The organism is Amycolatopsis panacis (assembly GCF_003600245.1).
GTDB lineage: Bacteria > Actinomycetota > Actinomycetes > Mycobacteriales > Pseudonocardiaceae > Amycolatopsis > Amycolatopsis sulphurea.
The window spans coordinates 49614-72496 of the sequence record NZ_QZFV01000069.1 but is presented as its reverse complement, the minus strand read 5'-3'; the positions used below and the strand labels follow the sequence as shown (position 1 = coordinate 72496).

Sequence of the window (22883 nt, the reverse complement as noted above, 5' to 3'; positions counted from 1 at the left end):
CACCTGCCACAACCGCTCATACCGTGCACGGAAGTCCCTGCGACTCGACGACAGCGCGAGGTATGCCGTGCCGGTTCGACTGAAGTGTTTCCCGGCCTGCGTGAGCATGCTCTTGCCCAGCCTCTTCGCGCAGACGATCCGCGGCGAGAGCGGCCGGACGGGCCGGAACAGCTCGACCGGCGCGGTTTCGTGAACAGATCCGGCGCCACCTCTTCCCCGCACCGGACCAGCGTCGCGGCCACGTCTCGGCGGAAGGAGTAGACCATGACCAAGAAGAACACCGTGCTGGCCGGTGTCGACGGGTCGGACGCCGGCCGGGCGGCGCTGACGTGGGCCATCGACTGGGCGACGCGCACCGGGGCCGAAGTCGACGCGGTCACGGCATGGCTGTACGACCCGATGCTGGATGACCCGTCCCTGCATCGGACGAAGGTCGAGGCACGGCGGATCCATCTGCGGGAGCTGGAAGACCAGGTCGCCGCCGCACGGCCTGGTGTCGTGGTGCGCTGCGCCGTACCGGACGGTGACGCGGCGGACGTCCTCGTGGACCTGTCACGCGACGCCCAGTTGCTCGTGGTAGGCAGCCATGGAAAGGGGAAATGGCGGAACCTTCTGGTCGGCTCCGTCAGCGCGACCTGCCTGCGGCGGGCGCACTGCCCGGTCGTGGTGGTCCCGCCGCGCGCCTGGATGCCGGGCGGCCTGGTCGGCCAGCTGCTCGCCGGCACGCCGCGTCCGGCACCGCGGGAGTGACCGCGGTTCAGCGCACCGGCGCGGCATCCCGTTGCTGTCGCCCGGAATCTCAGCACACGCACGGAGGAACCGGGGCTAGGTCGGTCATTGTCATGTCAACCGCGTGCAACCCGGCGCCAGAGGGTCCCTAGTGGACCGTAGATGACAGGTGGCCCAGGTACGGTTCCAGCCTACCGCTGACGAGGGTGGCCTGGCATCTCGCGCGGGTCCTTGGTGCCATCGAGCGCCTCGTTCGGCCTCGACCCGGGCCAGCAGTGCCAGACGACCTCACGTCCTTCCCTCCGTTTCCGTCCGCGCCTCCGGCCTTCCTGCGCGCTGCATCGGGAGGTCCACGGCGGGGTCCTCCTGGTACCCGTGCAACCGCGCCAGCACGACCCGGACACCGCCACCGCATCGGCCGGACACCGCAAGCCGCGCCGCGCGCGGGAGGCGCCACGGGCCGGCGGGATCATGGATCGGCCGTGCCAGCCCGAGTCCCCGCACGGTCCACCGCCCGGACCCGGCTTGATCGCGTCCGGTGAACTCGATCGACACCGGGCGCCAGGCGGCCATCCGCGCCAGGACGCCGTCCTCCTCGGCCGGGATGAAGACATCGCCCCCGGCAAGCGGGAAACAGGCGAGCGGAACCGGCACGCGGCCGTCGATCGCGACGAGGCCGCAGCGGGGGCTGCCCTCCGGCTGCAGCAATCCGACGCATTCACGATGCGTCAACAGCACTCCCGCCATACCCCTGCCCCCTTCGCTGGGCTCAAGCGCTCGCAGGCCGGAATGCATACCGCCCGACGGGCCGAAGGTCCCACCAGGACGCCGTGGACCTTGGACCCTCCGCCGAGTCCGGCGGGCCCTGCGCGGGTGGTCGTCCCTGGCCGCGCCTCATCGTGCCTCGGCGATCCGGGATTCCGTGGTGTGCGGCCGGGAGACGAGGACCGGGCACGCGGCGTGATGGAGCAGAGCATGGCTGGTCGAGCCGAGCACCATGCCGGTGAAGCCACCACGGCCCCGGCTGCCGAGCACCATGAGGGAGGCGTCCGCGCTGCGATCCAGCAGCCGGTCCCGGGGCCGGTCCTGTTCGACGACCCGCTCGACAGGGATGTCCGGGTACCGCTCCCGCCAGCCGGCCAGCCGCTCGACGAGTACCTGCCGTTCGGCTTCCCGGATCGCGGCAGGGAAATCGCCGCGCTCTTCGCCGCAGAGCCGGCTCGCGCCGCCGTCCAGCCACGTGTGCAACGCGACGAGTGACACCTCGTGCAGTGAAGCCTCTTCGAAGGCCTGCGCGATCGCCGCTTCACTGAACGGGCTCCCGTCGACACCGACGACGACCGGTCCGCCCTCACGGCTCTGCCCGCGCACCACGACGACCGGGCACTGGGCGCGGGCCACCAGGTCGAGGTCCGGTGAACCGGCGAGCAGCCCGGACAAGGTGCCGGTCGGCTTCCCGAGGACAAGCAGGCACGCGTCCCCGGACGCGTGCCGCAGCGCGGTTTCCGGATCCGCCGGGCTCATCTCGGCCGTGATCCGCACACCTGGTTCCGCCGCCGCGAGATCGTCCCGGATCGTCCGCAGCAATTGCCCCGCGAGAGTTTCCTTCGTCTCGCGCCAGGCAACGGGTGTATGCGCCTTCGCACCGAACCCGCCGTCGCCGAAGCCGGATGCCATCAGCACGGTCAGCGGCGTGTGCCGCAGCTTGGCTTCCCGCGCGGCCCACTGCGCCGCCGCCGTGGCGGTCGCGCTCCCATCGACGCCGACGACGACAGGTTTCACGGCCGCCGCCCGGTGCCGAGGACCTCAGCGGAACCCCCGCACAAGCTCCGGGACCAGTGCCCGAGCCGCGTGGCGCGCACCGACCATGTGCGCGGCCGCACCCGGCCCCGGACCTTGAGCGGGGCCGATGACCACTCTCCGCCCCAGCGGACGGCCACCCCTTGCATCATCACGCTCGCTCCTGTCGGATCGCTCTGACCGGTCCCGTCGAGCCAACCCTGGATCGCCACCGTCGCACACCGGCCGCAAGGCATCCCGTGAAGGGACCAACGTCACCGGAAGCCGCCACTGCCGGAGGCACCAGTGCCGTCCACACCAGGCGCGGACGCGACCGGTCCTCGGCAGGCCGGCGTGCCGAGGACCGGTCCCTTCTCGCCGACCGTCCGTTCTTTCCCGGTGGGCCTCGCACGGCCGGTTCCGGCGGACCCCCCGGCGTACTGCTCGCCGGACACGCCGAGTGCTCCGGTGGCCTGCCGTGGAGCCGAACAGTCCGCAGCTGCCACAGCACTCGCCGACGACCTTCGGCCGCCGCGCTCCTGCGGCCGGCCCACGCCGTCGCCGTGCTCAGCAGGCGTCGGCGAAAGTCCTTCGGCCTGGGGAACTCCGGCCCTGCACCGGAAAACCGCCCCGTGCGACATTCGAGACCGGTATCGGACGAGACGACTAGGCAGGCCCGCCCCATGGAACGTGGACTCCCCGACGACTACACCGTCAAGACCGCGATCGCGATGGCGATCCGGGCCCCTTCGGTGCACAACTCCCAGCCCTGGCGCTGGGCCGTCGGCGCCCAGTCCCTCCATCTCTACACCGACCCGTCCCGGCAGCTCAGCCGAACGGATCCGGACGGCCGGGATCTCCTGCTCAGCTGCGGCGCGGCTCTGCACCACGCGCGCATCGCGTTCGCGGCGCTCGGCTGGCGTGCCGAGGTCCACAGACTGCCCAACGGCTCGGATCCGGACCATCTCGCCGCGCTCGAACTGCACCGGCACGAACCATCCCAGGACGAGATCGCGCTCGCCGCGGCGATTCCGCGCCGGCGCACCGATCGCCGCAGGCACAGCTCGTGGGAGGTGCCACGCAGGCATCTCGAAACCATCGCCGAGGACGCCGCGGGCGAAGGCGTCGTCCTCCGCGTGGCCGAGGACGCGGAGCGCTACTACCTCGCCGAGGCGATCGTCGCGGCGGCGCGACAGCACGACGCCGATCCTGCCTACCGGACCGAACTCGCCGCCTGGAGCGGCCGCCACGCCGCGCCGGACGGAGTCCCGGCGCGCAACGCCCCTGCCCCCGACCGCACCCCCGGCGCACTCCCGGACCGGCCCTTTTCCGATCCCCGGCTGCGCGAAGCACCGGGCGCGGCGGGCGAGGACGACGAAACCGTGCTCGTCGTGCTGGGCACGGCGTCCGACGACCGGCTTTCGCGTCTGCGGGCGGGCGAAGCCACCAGTGCCGTACTGCTCTCCGCGACCCGATTCGGCCTCGCGAGCTGCCCGCTGACCGAACCGCTCGAGATCCCGGACGTGCGGCGGGAGGTCCGGCAGCAAGTGCTCGGCGGCGTCTTCCCGCAGATGGTGCTGCGGCTGGGCTGGGCGCCGGCGAACGCCGATCCGCTGCCCGCGACCCCGCGCCGGGCAGTGGAGGAGGTCATGGCCCCGCTGGAGGCCACCGACCCGGCGAGGTGGCAGTGGCGCTGAACGAAGGAGCTTCCCGTGCCCTACTGGTATGACCACCCGATGGCCGGCTGGGTCGGCCCGGCGTTCCTGATCGTCGCGATCCTGATCGTGCTCGGCGCGGCCGTGACGATCACTGTGCTGCTGCGCCGCCTGCCGGCGTCCGCTTCGGACCGTGACGCGGCCTTTCGCATCCTGCGCGAGCGGTTCGCCCGCGGCGAAATCGATCAGGAGGAATACGACCGCCGCCGGGAGGCGTTGCGGCGCTGATCCCCCGAGATCCCGATAGACCGGCCATGGCCCGGCGCGCCACGGCCGGGTCGTGTGTTCTCCGCCGCCCGCGACCGGTGTGGCGGGCGTGCGTCGCCGCGCCCGGCATCATCGCGGCTACTCACCACAACACCGCCGGGGCACCAGCACGCGTGGTGGAACCGAACCGGCGAGGACCCGCTCTTCACGATTCCGCGGCCATGGGACGGGCCACGACGACCGGGCACAACGCGTAGGACAGGGCGGCCTGGCTGGTCGACCCGAGCAGCAGCCCCGCCAGCCCGCCGCGGCCGCGGCCGCCGACCACGAGCAGCTGAGCGCCGTCCGCGAGATCGAGCAGGCCCTCCGCCGGGTGGCCGCGCACGACCACCCGGCGCACCGGCACCTCCGGGTACTTCTCCGCCCAGCCCGCCAGCCGCTCGGCCAGAATCTCTTCCGCTCCCCGCTCGGCTCCGCCATCGAAGGTCCAGTGATTCTCCTCGAAGAGCGCCGACAGGAGCCGATCGTCCCAGCAATGCACGGCGGTGAGCGGAGCGTTCCGCCACGCTGCTTCGTCAAACGCGATAGCGAGGGCACGCTCACTCGCCGGCGAGCCGTCGACACCGGCCACGATCGGACCGGTCGCCGGCGCCTCCTCCTCGGCAACGTGCGGGCGCACCACCGCCACCGGGCACTTCCCCTGCGCTGCGAGGGAAAGCGCCACAGAACCGGGCAGGATCCGTCCCCGCACCCTTGCCTGCGGGCTGCCGAGCACAAGCAGAGCCGCGTCCTCCGCCACGGTGGCGAGCCACTCCGGCACGCGACCCCGGCGCAGCACCGGTTCCGGCCGCAGGTCCGGAGCTACCTCCTGGACCACTTCGACCGCCCTGCGGAGAATCCGGTGCCCCCGGGCCGCCAGCACATGCTCGATGTCCTTCCCGGCCGGCTCCAGGTGGGGAAAGCCGGACCACGGATCTTCGAGGACGTGCACGATCCGCAATTCGCGCTTCCGCTGCCGAGCGGCCCGCGCCGCCCAGCGCAGGGCTCGTGCCGCCGCGGGCGAGCCGTCGGTACCCGCGACGAGCGCGGTCGGGAAGTCGGGCATCGAGTCACCTTTCCTTGCCGGGCACAGGTTTCGCTGTCGCACAGTAGAGGCCGGCACCGGTGGGCGGCAGCGGCATCGGACTCCCGGAGCGGGGACCTTCGGCCTTTGCGTCCCCGCTCCGGTGCGTGGGCCGGCCCGCCACGGTGGTCGTGATCGACCCCAGCCCGCGCGGCCGCGGGTCGCGAAGGAGGCCGACGCCCACACCCCCTGGTCCAGCAGGTCAAAGCCGACGGTGTGCGATACGAGCGAAGAACCCGGCGGGCACTCCGCCAGGACAGCGGAGCGCCCGGCAGCCGGCGGTCGCGGGGAAGGACCGGCGGTCAGGGCCGGTGGATGGACCGCTTCCCGAAAAGACCGCCCGCCGGCGGGACGTCCGGGTCAGGATGCCGGTCGTCCCGGGTCGCGGCGAGCCGCGCGCGTACCTCGACCACGCCGTCCACCCGCCGGATCAGTGCTTCCATCAGCGGGATCATGCTGTACCGTTCGACCGCGCCGTCGATGGTGACGATCCCCTGGTGCACCGAGACGAAGAAGGCCGCGGGATCCACGCACATCTCCCGTTCGAGTACCTCATCGCGCACCTCGTCCCGGATCTGGTTGTCCGCTCGCAGGAACACCCGCAGCAGATCGGCCCGGGTGACGATCCCCGCGAGTGCGCCGTGCTCGTCCACGACCGGCAGCCGGTGCACCCGATGGTCCTCCATCAGTTGCGCCGCGCGCACGATGTCGTCGTCCGCGCCCACCGTGATCGCGGGGCGGCTCATCAGGTCGCCCGCGAACACCGCGTCGCCCTTGCGCCGGTTGCGGCGGGCCCGCGAGCCGAAGCCGCGGTGCGCCACCTTCCGCTCCAGTAGATCACCGCGGGACACCACGCCCAGAACGTGCCCGCCGGTGTCCACCACCGGGGCACCGCCCACGCCACGCTCCTCCAGCAGGACCGCGACCGCCTTGAACGGCGTCTCCGGACCGACGCCGGCCACGTCGGTCGTCATGACCGAGCGGACTCGATGCTGTGCTGTCATCTCTGCTCCTCACCCCACCGGGACCGGGCTGATCGCCGAAGGTCCCTTGATGCGCCGTGGTCATGGCTGTCTTCTCCACTCGGGTTCATTCGGGCCCTCGCGCAGCAGGACGCGACGTTCGGCCGCGGCGATCGCGTGCCGCGCGGCGCCGATCGCGTCCGGGTTGACCGAGATGGAGGTGATGCCGGCTTTGACGAGATGGTCGGTGAACTCCGCGTTCACCGACGGTGCCTGGCCGCACAGGGAGGAGGTGATGCCCCTGGCGTTCGCGATGCCGACGATCCTGGTGATCGCGTCCAGGACCGCCGGGTCCGCCTCGTCGAACAGTTCCGCGCAGACCGTGGAATCGCGGTCGACCCCGAGCATCAGCTGGGTCAGGTCGTTGCTGCCGATCGAAACCCCGTCGAGGCCCAGACCGGCGTATTCCGGCAGCCAGTACACGACCGATGGGACCTCGGCCATCACCCATCGGCGCAGCCCGCGCTGCCGGCCGAGCGGGCTCGCGTCCACCACCTCCAGGCACGCCTCCAGTTCCCACTTGGTACGCACGAACGGGATCATCAGGTGCAGGTTCGGGCTCCGCTCGCGCACCCGGGCCAGCGTACGCAGCTCCAGCGCGAAAAGGTCGGGCTCACGCAGATACCGGTAACAGCCCCGGTAGCCGATCATCGGGTTGTTCTCCACGGGTTCGAAAGCCTCGCCGCCGTCGAGTCCACGGAACTCGTTGCTGCGCAGATCCGTGGCCCGGTAGACGACCGGACGGGAACCGAACGCCGTGGTGATCCGGAGCAGGGATTCCGCCATCGAGTCCACGAAGGACTCTTCCTCGCCGCGGGCGAGCAGATCCCGGGGGTGCCGGCCACGCAGCGCCGTGGTGAGCAGGAACTCCGCCCGCAGCAGGCCGACGCCGTCGACCGCGCCGGCCGCGACTTCCTCGGCGTGCTCCGGCATCGCGAGGTTCACATACAGGCGGGTTCCGATCGTTTCCGCGGCAGGCGCCACGGCGACCGGGGCCGTGTGGGCCGCCTGACGCGTCACCGCGCCCGCCCGTACCTCGCCCTTCGCGCCGTCGACAGTCACCAAAGTGCGCTCCGCCAGCACCCTGGTGGCGTCTCCGGTGCCGACCACGCACGGGACGCCGAGTTCCCGGGCGACCACGGCAGCGTGACAGGTCATCCCGCCGCCGTCGGTCACCAGAGCCGCGGCCCGCCGGATCGCCGGCACCCAGTCCGGCGTGGTCATTCGAGCGACAAGGACTTCGCCGTCCCGCAACGAGCGGGCCTCGGCAGGATCCCGCAAGACCCGGACCGCGCCGCTGGCCACTCCCGGCGAAGCGGCGAGACCGGTCACCAGTGCCCCTGTTCCCCCTTCTCGTTCCGGAGGCAGCGTGGTGATCGGGCGCGACTGCACGACCCACGTCTTGTGGCCGGCGATCGCGAACTCGATGTCCTGGGGCACGCCGTAGTGATCCTCCACCCGGGAGGCGAGCCGGGTGAGCTCGAGCACGGTCGCGTCGTCGAGCACCCGGCGACCGCCGGCTTGCGCCCGCAGCGCGATCTTCACGTCACCGCCACCGGCTTCGGCGATGATCTTGTGCGTCTGGGTGCCTATCCTCGCGCTCAGCACACGCAGGTCCGCTTTCGCCACCACATAGGTGTCCGGTTCCACCGCGCCGCTGACGATCGCCTCGCCCTGCCCGAACACCGCTTCCACGACGACCCGGTCCCGATCGCCGGTGCGCGGATCGGCCGTGAAGATCACCCCGGAACACTCGGCCTCGACCATCCGCTGCACGACGACCGCGATGGCCGGTTCGCCGGTGAATCCGCGACTCGCGCGATAGCTCACGACCCGCGGCGAGAACAGCGAGGCCCAGCAATCGACGACCCGCCGCGCGAGCGTCGGCTCGTCGAGCACGTTGGTATAGCTGGCGTTCATCCCGGCGAACGAGGCTTCGGCCCCGTCCTCACCGGTCGCCGACGAGCGGACAGCCACCCCGGACCGGGCCTCCAGTCCGGTGTACGCCGCCTCCACGGCCTTCTTCAGTTCCGGCGTCAGCCCGGCCCCACGCACCAGTTCGCGCAACCGGTCGCAGGCGGACGCGAGCGCGCCGGAATCGTCCACAGTGGTCAAAGCCTTCGCGTGCAGGCCGGCGACCTCGGCGCGGACGCCGGCGGCCTCCAGCGCCGTCCAGTAGGCGTCCCGGGTGAGCACGAATCCCGCGGGAACCGGGTATCCGGCGGCGAGCAGCTCACCGAGATTGGCGCCCTTGCCACCCGCGGTCTCCGCGTCGGCAAGGCTCAGCTCCGCCAGATTTCGCAGCATTGACATGGCGATTTCTCCTTGCACGCACCATCAGGCGCGGTGGTGGGACGCGATCGGGAGGCAGCGCGAGGTTCCGGAGCGCCGCCACGCGAGCCGGCGGGGTGCCCAGGGCACGCCGGGAACAGCGTGTGGGCGAGGCCACGGGCGGGTGAGCACGACCACCGTGGGCTCGAAAGAAGCACGCTCCCCGCCCACCGGTCCGGCGCGAACCGGTGGGCGGGCACCGGCCCGCCCACCGCCGGATCACTCACGCACGCGCGACGTGGATCTTGACCTGCTTCTCGTGCGGGTGTTCCGTCAGCGGCATCGAGATCTCGAGGATTCCGTTGACGTAGTTCGCGCTGACCTTCGTGTCCTCCGCACCGGCCGGGAGCGTGACCGTACGGCGGAACTTGCCGTAGTAGAACTCACTGTGGCCATCGGCGTCCTCGTTCGCCTCGCGCTCCGCCTCGATCGTCAGCATCCCGTCGTGCGTCGTCACCGAGATGTGCTTCTCCGGGTCGATGCCCGGCAGTTCGGCGCGCATCGTGTAGCGCCCTTCCGCCGTGGTCTCCTCGATGCGCACCGGGTTGTGCTCGCCGAACGGCCACGGCCGCTCCAACCAGGCGGCGATGCTCGGCAACGTCAGCCGGGAACCGGGCAACATGGAAGTCATGCTCACTCCTCTCCTCGCGAACGGTGTCGCACCTTCAGGCAACTCCGGGCGCCCACCGTGGCGACGCGGCCGGACTGCCCGAACCCGAGGGACGAAGGTCACCGCTCGGCGCCACCCTGGTCCAGCCGGAACGGCGGATACGCGTCGGTGAGCAACGACGCGTAGGCGGCCACGCGCAGCGTCCACCGGTCCATCCCGAGCACGAAATCGAACACCGGCCGGGGGTATCTCCCGGTGAACAGCAGGACCACAGCCGCGACGAGCACCAGGACGCCGATGAGCCCGCCGTCCCAGCCCGCCCCGGCACCGGGATGCGCGGCGAACCCGCCGGCGCCGGTGAACAGGGCCACCACGAACGCGTGGGGCAGGACGAGCAGCCACCACTTCACCAGCACCAGGCCGCGGGAAAGCCGGTCCGGATACGCGACGTCCAGCCGTGCGGGATAGGCCACGTCGGCCGACCAGGTGAACGGCGGGTAGCGGTCGGTGCCCAGCGCGGCGTAGCCGTAGTAGTGCACCCGCCAGCTCCAGCGCAGGACGCCCACGGTGAACGCGAAGAGCGGACGGGGATACCTGCCGGTGATGAGGATCGCGAACAACGCGCAGAGCCCGACGACCGGATAGGCCAGCCACAGCACCGCGAGTACGACCCAATGGGGCACCAGCAGGAGCCATTTCACCAGCCACAGCCAGCGCGAGAGCGGCTCATCGAGGTCGGCTTCGACCCGTACCGGGTAAGCCGACGTCACGACGAACCCCCCGGAGCAGCCGGCGTCGCGGTGAGCTGCCGCGCGATCTCCCGGGCCCAGGACCGGACAGTGGGCCGAGACCGGTGGTCACCTTCCGGACGGTACCGGGCCGTGCGCACTGTCCGCTGGTCGAAGGACCTGCGCGCCCGGTCGATCGTTCGGCCGACAGGGCGATGCTCGGGCGCGGAGAGCGAGTTCTCCCCCGGACGCCGGTCCCGGATCCGCCCGCTCGGGAACAGCCATACCGGGAATCCCGCGGATTCCGATCCGCAGGTGCGTCCGGGCGTCCGCGCGGCGGGCCAGTGTCCGAAGTAGACGGCATTGCCCGGCACTACCACGCCGTGCCCCGTCAACGACGCGAAGCGGGCGGGATCGCGGGCCGTCACCTCCACGGGCAGGAATGCTCCCCGCGGCGCCGCGCGCGACGCATCGGCGAGCCTTTCCGTGGTCTCCCAAGTCGCCCCACGCCGGGGCGCTGCCACGGCGATCCTCATGATGATCAGCCTCCCGGCGGCTCCCGTCCGGTGCCGCTCATCCACGGTGGGCGGGTGGTGGCGGCGGCCCACAGGGCAGGAAGTCCTTTCCGGCTGGGACGAAATCGTGGGCGGGAAGGCCCGCCCGGCCCTGGCGGGGAGCCGGTCCACGGCCGAGCCTGGTACCGGCATCGATCCGGAGGCAACCATGATGGAGCAGGAATCCCGGGCCGCCGACCTGCTCGGCGACCGGTTCGTCCCGAACCCCCATTTCTCCCTCGTGCGGCACGTGATCGTCGACGCGCCCGTCGAGCAGACCTACACCGCGGCCCGCGCGCTCGATCTCACCGAGATCCACAGCGGACTCGTGACGGCCGCGAGCCGGCTCCGCGCCCTGCCGGCCCGCTGGCGCGGCCGGCACCACGGCCCGCCCCGCCGGCCGACCCGGCTGACCGTCGACGACCTCGCCGCCGGCTCCGACTGGGTCCTGCTCGGCGAACATCCCGGCACCGAGTTCGCGGTCGGAGTGGCCGGGAAATTCTGGCGGCCCGTCGTCACCTGGCGGCGAGTCGGGCCGGCGGAGTTCGCCGCCTTCGCCGAGCCCGGCTACGGGAAGCTGGTGTTGACCTTCGGCGTGCGGCCCTATGGTCCTCATCGGAGCCTGCTGACGATCGACACCCGCGTACAGCTGACGGATCCGCCCAGCTGGCTCAAGTTCCGGCGGTATTGGCGCGTGGCGGCCCCGTTCGCCCAGCTCGCGCACACCGCCTTGCTGCGAGCGATCGCATCGGACGCGCGGCAACGGACCCTCGCCGCCTATCACCGGCCAGACGGCGACTGACCAGGATGGCTCCCGCCGCGGACGGCCGGGCTCGGGTGCACGATGGCGGGGCCCGTTCCTGTGACATCCTCGTTCTGCGTCCTGCCCGATCCGCTCGGTCAGTCCGTGTGCAGCACCGCGGCTCCGGTGACCCGGCCTGCGGCGAGATCGGTCAACGCCTGCGCGGCCTCGGAAAGAGCATAGGCCGTCGTGCTGACGTGCACGTGGCGCGCAACCAGGCGATACCGACCCGGTCCCCGGGCGAGAAACCACCCAGCCCGCACGTCACCACCTCGCCGACAACCTCGTGCCCCGGAATCACCCCCGGTGCGCGCACCGGCAGATCTCCTTCCGCGACAGGCAAATCCGTGCGGCACACCCCGCACACGCGCACCCGCACCAGAAGTTCCCCGGGGCCGGCACCGGCAACCGCTCCCCGACCAACGGCCGCCCGACGATCGGCCCCGGCTCGCGCACACGCCAGCCCCACATCCGCTCCATCAAAACCACCCCTCTCACCCCGCGCTCATCATCAACCACGATGACCTCACGTCGGCTCCACATGCGACGTCCGCAGGTCCCCCCGCCCGAGGACATTCGGCACTTCCGCCGGGACGAGCCGGGCCGCACAGTGACCCGATGGCCGCACCCACCCATAGCACCACACGCCGGACGGTGACAGCCGCGATCCTCGTACTGCTCGTGGCCGCGAACGCCCTCCGCAATGGCCGACACCGGAAGTCCGGGTAACCATGTCGCGTACCGCTCGTCCGGGGCCGCCACCCACGCCGCCGCCCCCGCCGCCCGGCCCCCGGCACCGCGCGGGCCTGCTCGGCTGGCTGGTCACCACCGCCGGCGTGGCCGGCATCGTCCTGCTCATCGTCACGCCCATGCTCCGGACGTCGCAGAGCGCGGCCCTCACCTACTCCGAGCTGCTGGCCAAAGTCGACCAGAACCAGGTCTCGGCGATCACGGTCGACAGTGCCGGCGCGGTCAACGGGAGCTACCGGGACGGGAAAAGCTTCACCAGCCAGCTGCCGACCGCGCTCGCGGACCCCCGTCTCACGACGGCGCTGACGGCGAAGAACGTGGCGATCACCGGGGAGAAATCCACGGGGAGCGGCGACGTGCTCACCTCGCTGCTGGGCTACCTGCCGATCCTGCTCGTCTTCGGGCTCCTCTGGTGGGCCGGCCGCCGCGCTCTCGCCGGCACCGGCGGAGCGGCCGGACTGGGTGGTATGGGCGGTTTTGGCCGGTCGAAGGCCCGGATCATCGAGGCGCAGCGACCGACCACCCGGTTCGCCGACGTGGCCGGGTACGAAGGGGTGAAGCAGGAGATCAGCGAGGTGGTGGACTTCCTGCGCGATCCCTCGCGCTACGCCGCGGCCGGGGCGAAGGGGCCGCGAGGCGTGCTCATGATCGGCCCGCCCGGAACCGGGAAGACACTTCTCGCACGAGCGGTCGCCGGGGAGGCGAGCGTGCCCTTTCTGTCGATCACCGGGTCCGCGTTCGTGGAGATGTTCGTCGGGGTCGGCGCCTCCCGTGTGCGGGACCTGTTCTCCCAGGCTCGTGATCGCGCACCGTCCATCATCTTCATCGACGAGATCGACGCCGTGGGCAGCCGCCGTGGCCCCGGTGGCATGGGCGGGCACGAGGAACGGGAGCAGACCCTCAACCAGCTGCTCGCCGAGATGGACGGCTTCGACCAGAGCACCGGCATCGTCGTCCTGGCCGCCACGAACCGGCCGGAAACGCTCGACGCGGCGCTGCTGCGGCCCGGCCGGTTCGACCGGCAGGTGGCGGTGCCCCTGCCGAACCAGGCGGAGCGCGCCGCGATCCTCGCCGTGCACATCGACGACAAGCGGCTCGCCCCGGACGTCGACCTGACCGTGGTGGCACGCGGGACACCCGGCTTCTCCGGCGCCGACCTGGCCAACCTGGTCAACGAGGCGGCGATCAACGCTGTCCGGGACTCCCGGACCACCCTCACCGCGGCCGACTTCGGTACCGCCCGCGACCGGGTACTCCTTGGCCGGCGCGACGCCTCCAACGCGCTCCTGCCCGAGGAACGTCACTCGGTCGCGGTACACGAATCCGGGCACGCACTCGTCGCCGCGTTGTGCGAGCACGCCGACCCGGTCGCGAAGGTGACGATCCTGCCGGCGGGTATGGCGCTCGGAGCCACCGAGCAGCTGCCGGAGGCGGAACGTCACCTGTACTCCGAAGCCCATCTGGCCGATCTGCTCGCCGTCCGGCTGGGCGGGCGGGCCGCCGAGATACTCGTGCTCGGGCAGGCATCCACCGGCGCCGCCGACGATCTCGCCGGGGCTACGGCGGTGGCCTCGAAGATGGTCATCGAGTTCGGTCTCTCCCCCGCGCTCGGCCCGATCGGCTACGGGCACAGCAGCGTCCCGATGGGCACCGACGACCGCGCCGAACCGCCGGGCCGTCCGTACTCCGAGCAGACGCAGCGAGTCGTGGACGAAGAGATCGCCCGGTTGGTCCGCGAGGGCGAGGCCCGCGCGCTCGCGCTGCTCCGGCAGCACCGTGAGGCGCTCGACCGTCTCGCGGCCCGGCTGCAAGAGGAGGAGACGGTCGACGGGAGCGTTGTCCGAGCCATCCTTCGCGACTCCGGTGGGCACCCCGCGACGAGGCCGGAAATCCCGGCGCACCAAGGATATCTTCCCGCCGCCGGAGGCTTGGCGACCGCCCGGAACCGAGCCCGGTGACCCTGTCTCCCGGCGGGGAGAGCACCGAGCCGGACCGGCGAACCGCCCCTCCTGCCTGGACCACGGCGAGAGGCCCGCGACCGCGAGCGAACAGTCCCGGGGGAAGGGTCCGCGGACCCCGGCCCGGGGAACTTCGCCTCTGTCGCGTCCCACGACCGGCGCCGACCGTGGGAAGGAGCTGTTCCGGAAGGAGAAACGATGACCGGTCATCCCGATCCGCTCGCCCGGGCACACCAGACCGCGCAACGCTGGTATGCCGCCATCGCCAGGCACCTGGACACCCAGGATCTCCCTTATGTTCACCGGGTGGTACGCACCTGGCTGCACCTCGTCCGCGACCGGCTCACCGTCGACAGCGCGGCGCATTTCGCCGCACAGCTGCCCGAACTGCTGCGGGGCATCTACTTCGACGGGTGGAACCCCGGCCGGGCACCGACCCGCTACGACGCCGCCGCGTTCGTCGCCCGGTTCGCGAGCGAGGCCACCATCAGCCCCTCCGACGTGCCACCGACCGCCAGTGCGATCTCCGCCGCGTTCGCCCGGTTGTGCTCGCCCGGTCAGCTCGAGCACGTCTTCACCCTGCTACCGGAAAGCCTCCGGGCGCAGCTCGACGGCGCCCAGGTCACCCCGGACCGGCCACCGCGCCCGGCTTCCGCCGAACATCTCCGCGTCAACGCGCTCGAAGACCAGGTGGCGACGTTGACCGACGCGCTCGGCACGCTCGCGCGCGGCCTGGAACTGCTTCCCGACGGTGAGCCCAGCGCGGACCGGGCGGCGAAAGCCGCCCAGGAAGCACACCGGATCCTGCTGGCGCAAGAGGACGTCCCGACCTGACTCGCGGTGACCGCGCCACTCCGGATTCGATCCATTGTGGACACCCCGGCCCGCGAACCGAACCCCGGCCCGGGGTGACACGTTCGCGACGACCATCGTCGACCCCGACATGCCGGCCTCACGGGTGGATCCGCTTCGGCTGCTCAGCGAACCGCTCTTGCCGCCACCGCCGGTACCGATAGGGATTCACACGGCGGCCCGTCGGCGAGCAAGGTCGCGGTGCCGCGCGGCCGGCCGCGCCGCGGAGATCTGCTGTGGACCGACGGAGACCACCGAAAGAGAGTGCCCCCGTTGCCCGGCCGCACCGGACGATCAGCGCGCCGGCTCCCGGATATCAGTCACCTCCGCCATCGAGCGGCACCCGGTCGTCCGCACCGAGTAGCCCTATCCGGAACGCAGCAAAGCACGAGCGTGGCCCAGCCCCCGGACAACTCCGGAAGCGGGCCGACGAATGATGTCGTCAGCCCATCCACCGTCGCGGCGAGCAGGACCGGCCGCAAGACGAGTCCGCACGCATCCCGCGGCCGTTCCCCGATCATCGGCCGGCGAAAGGGACCCGCTCGAACGGACGCGGCGACACAACCGGAATTCTCCGCAGAAGACCGCGACGACACCACCGGCGGGACCCTCGTCACCGGCCCGAACGCGGCAGTCGGCACACCGTCCGAACCGCCCACCGGACGCCCCGTCCACTACTCCGCCTCCACACGGAGCTCCGGATGCATCCGCTGCTCATGCTCGGCCTGCCGGACCAGAGCGGCCACGCGGGAGTAACGCCCACCCGTGCGCTCTCAGCACAGGACCCGTTCCCCGGGGGAGGGCACGACCGCGCACCAGTTCTCCTCGGCGTGCAGGGTCCTGGCCAGCACCGTGGCACGGGCCGGTTCGCCGAGCACGAACGCCGTGCCCGGGACAGGACCGGCCGCCGCCCAGGCCAGGAATTCCCGATCGCGGGCGGTCACGCCGAAATCGCCGATCCGGGTGATCTCGGCCCGGGCCGGCAGGTACCGCCCCAGCAGCTTCACCTGTCGCGCGCCCGCCGTCAGCCGGGCCGCCGGAGTTTCCGGCGCGACAGGGCCGGCGAACACCACCGCGTGCCTCGGGTCCGGCAGCATCCGGGCCAGCAAGGCCCTGGCCCGGCCGGCCGCTCCCGACTCCGGCCCGGCCAGCACCACGTGCGGCGCGCCCGGAGTGGCCACCGTGGGCCGGATCGCCGGCTCCAGGGCGCTGTCGCGCACGATCGGCAGCCGCGGGGCCGCGCCCTCGGCCATCAGCTCGGCCAAGGTCGCCTCGACGACCGCGACCGGCCCACCCCCGGACACCGCGATCAGGACGCTGCCGCCGCGTGCCACCGCGCGGTGCACCACCCCGGCCAGTCTTCCCGCGTCGGGTGCCTCGCCGTCGTGATACGGCGGCACGGTCAGGACCACCGTGTCCGCACTCGGCCTGGGCTCGGGTTTGACACCCAGCACCGGCGCGAACAGCGCGACGCGCTCCCCGACTCTCAAGCGGGCCCAGCTCGCACCGGCGACACCGCCGGCGTCGCCGAACTCCAGCCGGAGCCCTGGCCCGAAAGCACCTGGATCGGGACAGGTCAGCAACGCGGCGGCACGTTTCGCCTCCACCTCACCGAACGCCGCGGCCGATCCGGGCCAGCCCACAGCCGCGGCCTCCCTCTCGTCCTCGATGTTCGCGCGGGCCGCTTCCGCCAGAATCGGCGGCACCAGCGCGATGGTCCGCGCCGAGGCGTACACAGGTCCCGCCCAGCCGCGTCCCGCCAGAACCGGCAGACCGCCGCACCGCGCGAGCGTCGCGTCCGGCAGGACGACCGCGTCCAGGCCGGACGGTCGCGGCCCCTCGCCACCACAGCCCCACAGGATCCGGTTCTCCGGCGTCTCGATCAGGACCCCGGCCCCGGTGAAGGTCAGCAGCACGCTCCCGCCTCCTCACGCAGTCAGGTCGCGCCGGCCGAAGGCGGCGAATCCCACCCCGCCGAGCACCACGGCCACCGCGGCCAGCCACAGCAGCGGCCCGGCCGGCACAGCCGAACCCGGCAGACGCGGCAGGTGCGCATACGGCGAGATCCCCCATACCCACCTGGGGAAGTGGAACAACGAACCGAACTCCCCGAGCACCAGGAAGGCCGCCAGCGCCGCCCAGCCGAACCAGCCCGCCCGCGGCGCGCGCCCGAATACCGCCAGCGCCAACCCGGTAAGCACCCACACCGCAGGCAACTGCACCAGCGACGCACCGGACAGCCGCACCAGTTCCGCCCCGACGTCGCCCTCCCGCGCACCCCGGACCAGACCGGCTCCGAGCCCCGCCAGCAACAGCGGAATCGCCGTCCCGGCCAGGACGATCACCAGAGAGCCCGACAGCAGGCGCCGACGCGAGAGCGGCGCCGCCAGCAACGGCGCCAGGCGCCCGGCGTGTTCCTCCGTTCGCAACCGTCCGATGAGGACGATCGCGAACGCGGACACGAGCACTCCGGATACCCCGAACTCAGCGGCCAGGAAGGCGTCGGTCAGCGCCTGCTGACCGCCCAGCGCGGCGATCATCCGCCGCGCCTGGCCGGTGGCGAAGAAGGGGCCGAGCGAACCGGCGAGGCTGCCCGCGACCAGCCCGAGCGCCACGAAGATCATGGTCCACGCCAGAACCGCGCTCCGGTCCAGCCGCCAGAACAGCCCACCGGACCGGACAGGAACCGGCCCGCCCGATCCGCTCCGCGCCGGGTGGTGACCAGGCCGCCGCCCAGCTCACGCCCGCGCGAGAGCGAGATCGCGGCCACGCCGGCCAGGACCAGCGTCCCGAGCGGCAGGGTCAGCACCCACCAGCGGTCGCCGGCGTAGGGTTCCGCCAGGCCCGGCCAGCCGACCGGGGACAGCCAGGACAGCCATTTCGGGCCGGCCGTGTCGCCGGCCGCCCGCAGCAGGTAAGCCGCCACCAGCATGGTCAGCGTCGCCTCGGACGCTGCTCGCGCGCCCCGGCTGAGCTGCGCCATGACGGCCGCGAACCCACCGAAAACCAGGCCGGTCGCCGTCCAGCCGAGCCCGAACACGAACGAGCCACCGGCCGGCAGGCCGGCGAGCACCAGGCCGAGCGCCGCACCAAGGCCGAGCCCGGTGGCGGTCGCCCCGAGAGCCGCCCCGGCCGCGGCGAGACCGGCGTACCGGCCCACCGCGGCGCCACGGAGCAACTCCCATCGCCCTGACTCCTCGTCCGCCCGGGTGTGCCGCACGACGGTGAGTGTCGTCAGCACGGCCACCACAGCAGCGCCGAACATGGTCAGCTTGAACACCGCGGTCGCCCCTTCGGTGGGCTGCGAGACCGGCCCGTACAGCGCCACCAGTGCGGGCACCCCGTTGATCGCCGCCACTGCGGAAGCACGGTCCGCCGCGGTCGGGTATACCCCGGCGGTCGCAGCCGCGGCCCCGGCGGTCGTCACCGCCGCGACGACTGTCCACACGGGAATGCGCACCCGGTCCCGCCGCAGCGCCAGCCGAAGCAGGCCCCCGGCCCCGGCCAGCCCGTTCACCCCGCCACCGCTTCCGGCTCCCGGTAGTGCCGGAGGAACAGCTCCTCCAGTGTCGGCGGCCGGCTCACGAGGTTGCGCACCCCGCGGCGGCTCAGCTCCCCGAGCACCGCCGCCAGCTCGCCGTTGTCGACGGTCAGCCGTACCTCACCGTCCACCGCGGCGAGATCGTGCACGCCCGGCAGCCGAGCCAGCCCGTCGACCGGCCCGCCGAGCCGGACGGTCAGCGCGGTCCGCGTCAGATGCCGGAGCTGATCGAGACTGCCGCTGTCGACGACTCTTCCCGCGCGCAGGATGCTCACCCGGTCGCACAACGCCTCGGCCTCGGCCAGGATGTGGCTGGACAGCAGGACCGTACGGCCACGATCGCGTTCCTCGCGCACGCACCGCCGGAACTGCTCGGCCATCAGCGGGTCGAGCCCCGCGGTCGGCTCGTCCAGCAGCAGCAGTTCCGCGTCCGCCGCCAGCGCGGCCACCACCGCGACCTTCTGCCGGTTGCCCTTCGAGTAGGCCCGGACCCGGGTGGCCGGATCCAGCTCGAACAGCTGCAGGTACCGCCTCCGCCGCAGCGGGTCGAGCCCGCCGCGCAGCCGGCCCAGCAGGTCGATCGTCTCCCCGCCGGTCAGATTCGGCCAGAGCGCCACGTCACCCGGTACATACGCCAGACGCCGGTGCAACGCCACCGCGTCCCGCCACGGATCGCCGCCGAACAGGCGCATCCTGCCCGCGTCGGCACGCAGCAGGCCGAGCAGCAGCCGCAACGTGGTCGTCTTGCCCGCCCCGTTCGGCCCCAGGAAGCCGTGCACCTCTCCTGCGGCCACAGTCAGGTCGAGCCCGGCCAAGGCGCAGGTACGGCCGAATGTCTTGCGCAGACCCGAAATGTCGATCACGGGAGCCGAGGATCGTACGTCGGTCATGCCGGTCCTCCCCAGGAATCATCGATGATGAGCTCGCCGGGCGGGCGCCGCGGGGACGGCGGCGACGGCAGCTCCGGACGTCCGAAGCGCAGGATCACCTGTGGCAGGCCGGGCAACCGCAGGCGCTCGACCAGCGCGTCGCGTACTCCGGCCAGGTGCAGCGGCTGGGTGAGCACCGAGCCGGCGAGGCCGCGCGCCGTCGCCTCCAGCCAGGCCCGCTCCAGCGCGATGCCCGCCCCGACCACGTCCGGCCGGGCATCGGTGTGGGTACAGAGCAAGACAAGCCGCTCCGCCGCGAGCCAGGCCGCGAGACGCGCGTCGTCCGGGACCGGGGTGTCCCGGCGTACCAGGCCGGCGTAGGGCGGCGGCCCAGTGCCGAAAGCCGCTTCCGGGATTCCGTCCCCGACCGCGGTGCTGCCCTCGGTGTGCGCGGTCCAGACAGCCAGCTCCCGCTGGTATGCCGCGTCCGCGCGGTACACCCTGGTGGCGAACCCCATCAGTTCTGCCAGTGCCATAAGGTCGCACGGCTCGGCCACGTAGGTGCCGGGCAGCTCGGCGGCCGCGGTCACCGCCGCGAAATCCGCCTCGCCGACCGGGTCCGCCGAGAACCGCGCCCGATGGCTGTGCCGCCGCCCGATCGCCCGGTACCGGGCGAGACCGGTGTATGTCGGCCGCTGGCCACGTCCGATGTGGACAGTCGCGACGAGGGGGCCTTCCGCCGCACGCACCGTCGTGACCGTCCGGCCGAGCACCGCGAGTGCGAGCTCGACATGCGCGAGCGCCGCGCCGCAGGACAGCAGCCGGTCCCGGCCGTCCGGGTCGTGGCCGGGCACCGCGAGGTCGGTGCGCTCGATCAGGTCCACGTCGGACTCCCGGATCCGCAGCCGCCAGGGCTGGGTGTTGTGGACCGAGGGAGCCCGGCTCACCGCGCGGGCGAGCACCTCACGCTCGGACGGGGTCAGGGCCGTGGTGATCATGGTCGCTCCCGGAACCGGGGACCTTCGCCCCGTACGCCTCATGCTCACCCGGAACGTGCCCCGTCCGCCGGGGCACAAAGTCCCCGGCGACCCGCCGGACGGCCCCGCCCCGGCCCGTCCGGGCGAAAGTCCCCGGCTGAGGGGAAACCCGGCTCCGCCGGACGGACGCGGCACCAGGCGAGAGTCGGACAGGACAGGACAGGACCGACGAGCCGAAAGCAGCCCGCCATGGATTGTGGACTCCCCGACGACCTCACCGTCCGCAGCGCGGTCGCTTTGGCCACCCGCGCGCCCTCGGTGCACAACACGCAACCGTGGCGCTGGGCCGCCGGCCACCGATCCCCGCGCCTGTTCGCGGATCCGGCCCGATGGCTGCCCGGAACCGACCCTGACGGGCGGGATCTGCTGATCAGCTGCGGCGCCGCACTGCATCACCTTCGCGTCGCCTTCGCCGCGCTCGGCTGGTACGCGCAGGTCCACCGCCTGCCCACCCGGACGAGCCGGAGCACTTGGCCGCGCTCCAATTCCGGCGGAACGAACCACTGTTCGGCAAGCTCGTCACCTGTGCCGCCGATGCGGGCCTGCTCGCGGCGGCGCTCGAGGAGGCGATCTTCCGCTCGGAGACCCACCGGCCGGACGCGGGCGGCAAGTGCGTGTCGTTGGCATCGCGGACGGGCCGCCGCGGACCAACGTCATCGGCGCCGAGCCGGCCGTTTGACTCCTCGACCGCGCACAGGCCGCCCATCTCGCCGAACCCCGGGTGAACGATGCCTCGACCACCCGATGGCGCAACGCATCCCGGCCGGCTTCGACCAGTACGGGTACCGGCCGTTCAGGAGCCCCGCGCTCTCCACCCCGAGGTGGCGACCAAAGTCCCCGAAACCGCGACGGCCGCCTCTGCTCAGCCGCGGTGAGGCCATCACAGGCTTGGCAGGTATCGATCGTGCCGCGTGAGTTCGGGAGGCTCGCGATGCCGTTCAAGAATCGGACCGACGCCGGGCGCCTGCTGGGGCGCCGCCTGGACGCCTTTCGTGGTGAGGACGTCGTGGTATTGGGTCTGCCCCGGGGCGGTGTTCCGGTGGCATTCGAGGTCGCGCGGGCACTGGACGCCCCGCTCGAGGTGATCGTCGTGCGCAAGCTCGGCGTGCCCCACCAGTCCGAGTTCGCGCTGGGTGCCCTCGGCGAAGGCGACATCCGCCTGGTCAACGACGAGGTCGTGCGCCGGGCCGGGGTGAGTGGCGAGGAACTGGCCGCCGTCGAAACGGCTGAGCGCGGCGAGCTGCGCCGGCGGGTGGAGAAATACCGCACCGGACGAGACCGGGTAGCACTGACCGGGCGGACGGCGCTCATTGTCGACGACGGAATCGCGACGGGGTCCACCGCCCGCGCCGCCTGCCAGGTCGCCCGAGCGCAGGGTGCCGCCCGCGTGATCCTCGCCGTGCCGGTCATCTCCCCGGGGGCGATCCGATCGCTGCGCGCCGACACGGACGACGTGATCTGGTTGGCGGCGCCAGCCTCGTTCACCGCTGTCGGCCAGTGGTATCGGGATTTTCGGCAGACCTCCGACGACGAGGTCGCCGCCCTGCTGCGCCGCGCGGCGCGGCGAATCCCGGCACCACCGGATGCGGCAGCCGACGATCCGCCGATCCGCGACGACGAGGTCGAAGTACGGGCCGGTCAGGTCCTCCTGGCCGGGCACCTGACCATTCCCGAAAATCCGCTGGGCGTGGTCGTCTTCGCCCACGGCAGCGGTAGCAGCCGCCACAGCCCCCGCAACCGGCAGGTCGCCGCCTCCCTCAACGAGGCCGGGCTCGCCACTTTGCTGTTCGACCTGCTCACCCACGGCGAAGAGTTCGACCGTGCCCGCGTCTTCGACATCGAGGTGCTCGCCCACCGCCTTGTCCAGGTCACCCGCTGGCTCACGAACCAGCCGGAGGTCAGCGCCCTGCCAGCCGGATACTTCGGGGCGAGCACCGGCGCCGGGGCGGCGCTGTGGGCCGCGGCCGACCCACAGGTCGACATCCAGGCCGTCGTGTCGCGCGGGGGCAGACCCGATCTGGCCGCACGCCGCCTTGCCGCCGTCACCACTCCCACGCTGCTGATCGTGGGCAGTCACGACGAAGTCGTGCTCGGTCTCAACCAGCGCGCGAAGACCGCGATGCACTGCGATTGTGACCTGGCCGTCGTGCCCGGTGCGACTCACCTGTTCGAGGAGCCAGGGGCGCTCGACGAAGTCGCCGAGCTCGCCCGCGACTGGTTCGTCCGGCATTTCACGTCCGCTGGAGCCGAGCCGCGGGCCTGAAGCCCGGCCACCG

The 22883-nt window shown here is 72.3% G+C and carries 21 protein-coding genes and 1 pseudogene; 8 read left to right on the top strand and 14 right to left on the bottom strand.

Annotated elements, in window-relative coordinates:
- Positions 1-264 precede the first annotated feature (264 nt).
- A complete protein-coding gene (locus tag D5S19_RS10050) occupies positions 265-750 on the top strand; it encodes a universal stress protein (RefSeq protein ID WP_120023070.1) in 486 nt (161 codons plus the stop codon).
- 267 nt (positions 751-1017) lie between these two features.
- On the opposite strand, the gene D5S19_RS10045 is transcribed toward D5S19_RS10050, so the two are convergent.
- Together D5S19_RS10045 and D5S19_RS10040 are read right to left on the bottom strand one after the other, a co-directional pair.
- The gene (locus D5S19_RS10045; RefSeq protein ID WP_120023069.1) at positions 1018-1476 is read right to left on the bottom strand and encodes a hypothetical protein; all 459 of its coding nucleotides are present in this window, start codon (positions 1474-1476) and stop codon (positions 1018-1020) included.
- Between the two features lie 147 nt (positions 1477-1623).
- Complete coding sequence (locus D5S19_RS10040) at positions 1624-2511, bottom strand: universal stress protein (protein ID WP_120023068.1); 888 nt, start codon at positions 2509-2511, stop codon at positions 1624-1626.
- Positions 2512-3191: 680 nt separating this feature from the next.
- Here D5S19_RS10040 and D5S19_RS10030 point away from each other — a divergent pair.
- Positions 3192-4205 (top strand): Acg family FMN-binding oxidoreductase, encoded by a 1014-nt coding sequence (locus tag D5S19_RS10030; protein WP_120023066.1) that lies wholly within the window; start codon positions 3192-3194, stop codon positions 4203-4205.
- A gap of 15 nt (positions 4206-4220) precedes the next feature.
- Complete coding sequence (locus tag D5S19_RS10025) at positions 4221-4451, top strand: SHOCT domain-containing protein (RefSeq protein ID WP_233573804.1); 231 nt, start codon at positions 4221-4223, stop codon at positions 4449-4451.
- A gap of 184 nt (positions 4452-4635) precedes the next feature.
- Here D5S19_RS10025 and D5S19_RS10020 read toward each other — a convergent pair whose 3' ends face one another.
- From D5S19_RS10020 to D5S19_RS09995, 6 genes are all read right to left on the bottom strand, one after another.
- Entirely contained in the window at positions 4636-5535 is a 900-nt protein-coding gene (locus D5S19_RS10020; RefSeq protein WP_120023065.1) for a universal stress protein, read from the bottom strand.
- Positions 5536-5855: 320 nt separating this feature from the next.
- A complete protein-coding gene (locus tag D5S19_RS10015; protein WP_120023064.1) occupies positions 5856-6557 on the bottom strand; it encodes a CBS domain-containing protein in 702 nt (233 codons plus the stop codon).
- A gap of 60 nt (positions 6558-6617) precedes the next feature.
- Positions 6618-8888: a phosphoenolpyruvate synthase gene (gene ppsA / locus D5S19_RS10010; RefSeq protein ID WP_120023063.1), complete on the bottom strand. Its 2271-nt coding sequence runs from the start codon at positions 8886-8888 to the stop codon at positions 6618-6620.
- A 241-nt stretch (positions 8889-9129) separates the two neighbouring features.
- Positions 9130-9537: an Hsp20/alpha crystallin family protein gene (locus D5S19_RS10005; protein WP_120023062.1), complete on the bottom strand. Its 408-nt coding sequence runs from the start codon at positions 9535-9537 to the stop codon at positions 9130-9132.
- Positions 9538-9635: 98 nt separating this feature from the next.
- Positions 9636-10286, bottom strand: a complete 651-nt coding sequence (locus D5S19_RS10000; protein ID WP_120023061.1) for a DUF4389 domain-containing protein — start codon at positions 10284-10286, stop codon at positions 9636-9638.
- On the bottom strand, positions 10283-10780 hold the full coding sequence (locus tag D5S19_RS09995) for a hypothetical protein (RefSeq protein WP_147397363.1): 498 nt from the start codon (positions 10778-10780) through the stop codon (positions 10283-10285). Before D5S19_RS09995 ends, D5S19_RS10000 begins: the two co-directional genes overlap by 4 nt.
- A 187-nt stretch (positions 10781-10967) precedes the next feature.
- On the opposite strand from D5S19_RS09995, the gene D5S19_RS09990 reads away from it, so the two are divergent.
- Positions 10968-11600, top strand: coding sequence for a hypothetical protein (locus D5S19_RS09990; protein WP_120023093.1), 633 nt, complete (start codon positions 10968-10970; stop codon positions 11598-11600).
- 151 nt (positions 11601-11751) lie between these two features.
- Here the strand turns inward: D5S19_RS09990 and D5S19_RS33775 are convergent, their stop codons facing one another.
- A complete protein-coding gene (locus D5S19_RS33775; protein WP_325050251.1) occupies positions 11752-11958 on the bottom strand; it encodes an alcohol dehydrogenase catalytic domain-containing protein in 207 nt (68 codons plus the stop codon).
- A gap of 373 nt (positions 11959-12331) precedes the next feature.
- On the opposite strand from D5S19_RS33775, the gene ftsH reads away from it, so the two are divergent.
- Both ftsH and D5S19_RS09975 read left to right on the top strand, forming a co-directional pair.
- Positions 12332-14308, top strand: coding sequence for an ATP-dependent zinc metalloprotease FtsH (gene ftsH / locus D5S19_RS09980; RefSeq protein WP_120023059.1), 1977 nt, complete (start codon positions 12332-12334; stop codon positions 14306-14308).
- 198 nt (positions 14309-14506) lie between these two features.
- On the top strand, positions 14507-15142 hold the full coding sequence (locus D5S19_RS09975) for a DUF2267 domain-containing protein (protein WP_120023058.1): 636 nt from the start codon (positions 14507-14509) through the stop codon (positions 15140-15142).
- Between the two features lie 791 nt (positions 15143-15933).
- Here the strand turns inward: D5S19_RS09975 and D5S19_RS09970 are convergent.
- The 5 genes from D5S19_RS09970 to D5S19_RS09955 are packed head-to-tail and all read right to left on the bottom strand — an operon-like array spanning position 15934 to position 20568.
- Positions 15934-17076 (bottom strand): MBL fold metallo-hydrolase, encoded by a 1143-nt coding sequence (locus D5S19_RS09970; RefSeq protein WP_120023057.1) that lies wholly within the window; start codon positions 17074-17076, stop codon positions 15934-15936.
- A gap of 12 nt (positions 17077-17088) precedes the next feature.
- Positions 17089-17784: a hypothetical protein gene (locus tag D5S19_RS32990; RefSeq protein ID WP_233573803.1), complete on the bottom strand. Its 696-nt coding sequence runs from the start codon at positions 17782-17784 to the stop codon at positions 17089-17091.
- Positions 17781-18677 carry a hypothetical protein gene (locus D5S19_RS32985; protein ID WP_233573802.1) on the bottom strand — a complete coding sequence of 299 codons (897 nt, stop codon included), beginning with the start codon at positions 18675-18677 and terminating at the stop codon, positions 17781-17783. The genes D5S19_RS32990 and D5S19_RS32985 overlap by 4 nt, the downstream gene beginning before the upstream one ends.
- On the bottom strand, positions 18674-19591 hold the full coding sequence (locus tag D5S19_RS09960) for an ABC transporter ATP-binding protein (protein WP_120023056.1): 918 nt from the start codon (positions 19589-19591) through the stop codon (positions 18674-18676). The genes D5S19_RS32985 and D5S19_RS09960 overlap by 4 nt, the downstream gene beginning before the upstream one ends.
- Positions 19588-20568, bottom strand: coding sequence for an Acg family FMN-binding oxidoreductase (locus D5S19_RS09955; RefSeq protein ID WP_120023055.1), 981 nt, complete (start codon positions 20566-20568; stop codon positions 19588-19590). The genes D5S19_RS09960 and D5S19_RS09955 overlap by 4 nt, the downstream gene beginning before the upstream one ends.
- A gap of 228 nt (positions 20569-20796) precedes the next feature.
- Between D5S19_RS09955 and D5S19_RS32980 the strand changes: the two are divergent.
- Both D5S19_RS32980 and D5S19_RS09945 read left to right on the top strand, forming a co-directional pair.
- Positions 20797-21140 (top strand): annotated as a pseudogene (locus D5S19_RS32980) (Acg family FMN-binding oxidoreductase); the annotation flags it as partial.
- Between the two features lie 398 nt (positions 21141-21538).
- A complete protein-coding gene (locus D5S19_RS09945) occupies positions 21539-22870 on the top strand; it encodes a phosphoribosyltransferase family protein (RefSeq protein WP_120023092.1) in 1332 nt (443 codons plus the stop codon).
- The last annotated feature ends 13 nt before the right edge of the window (positions 22871-22883 follow it).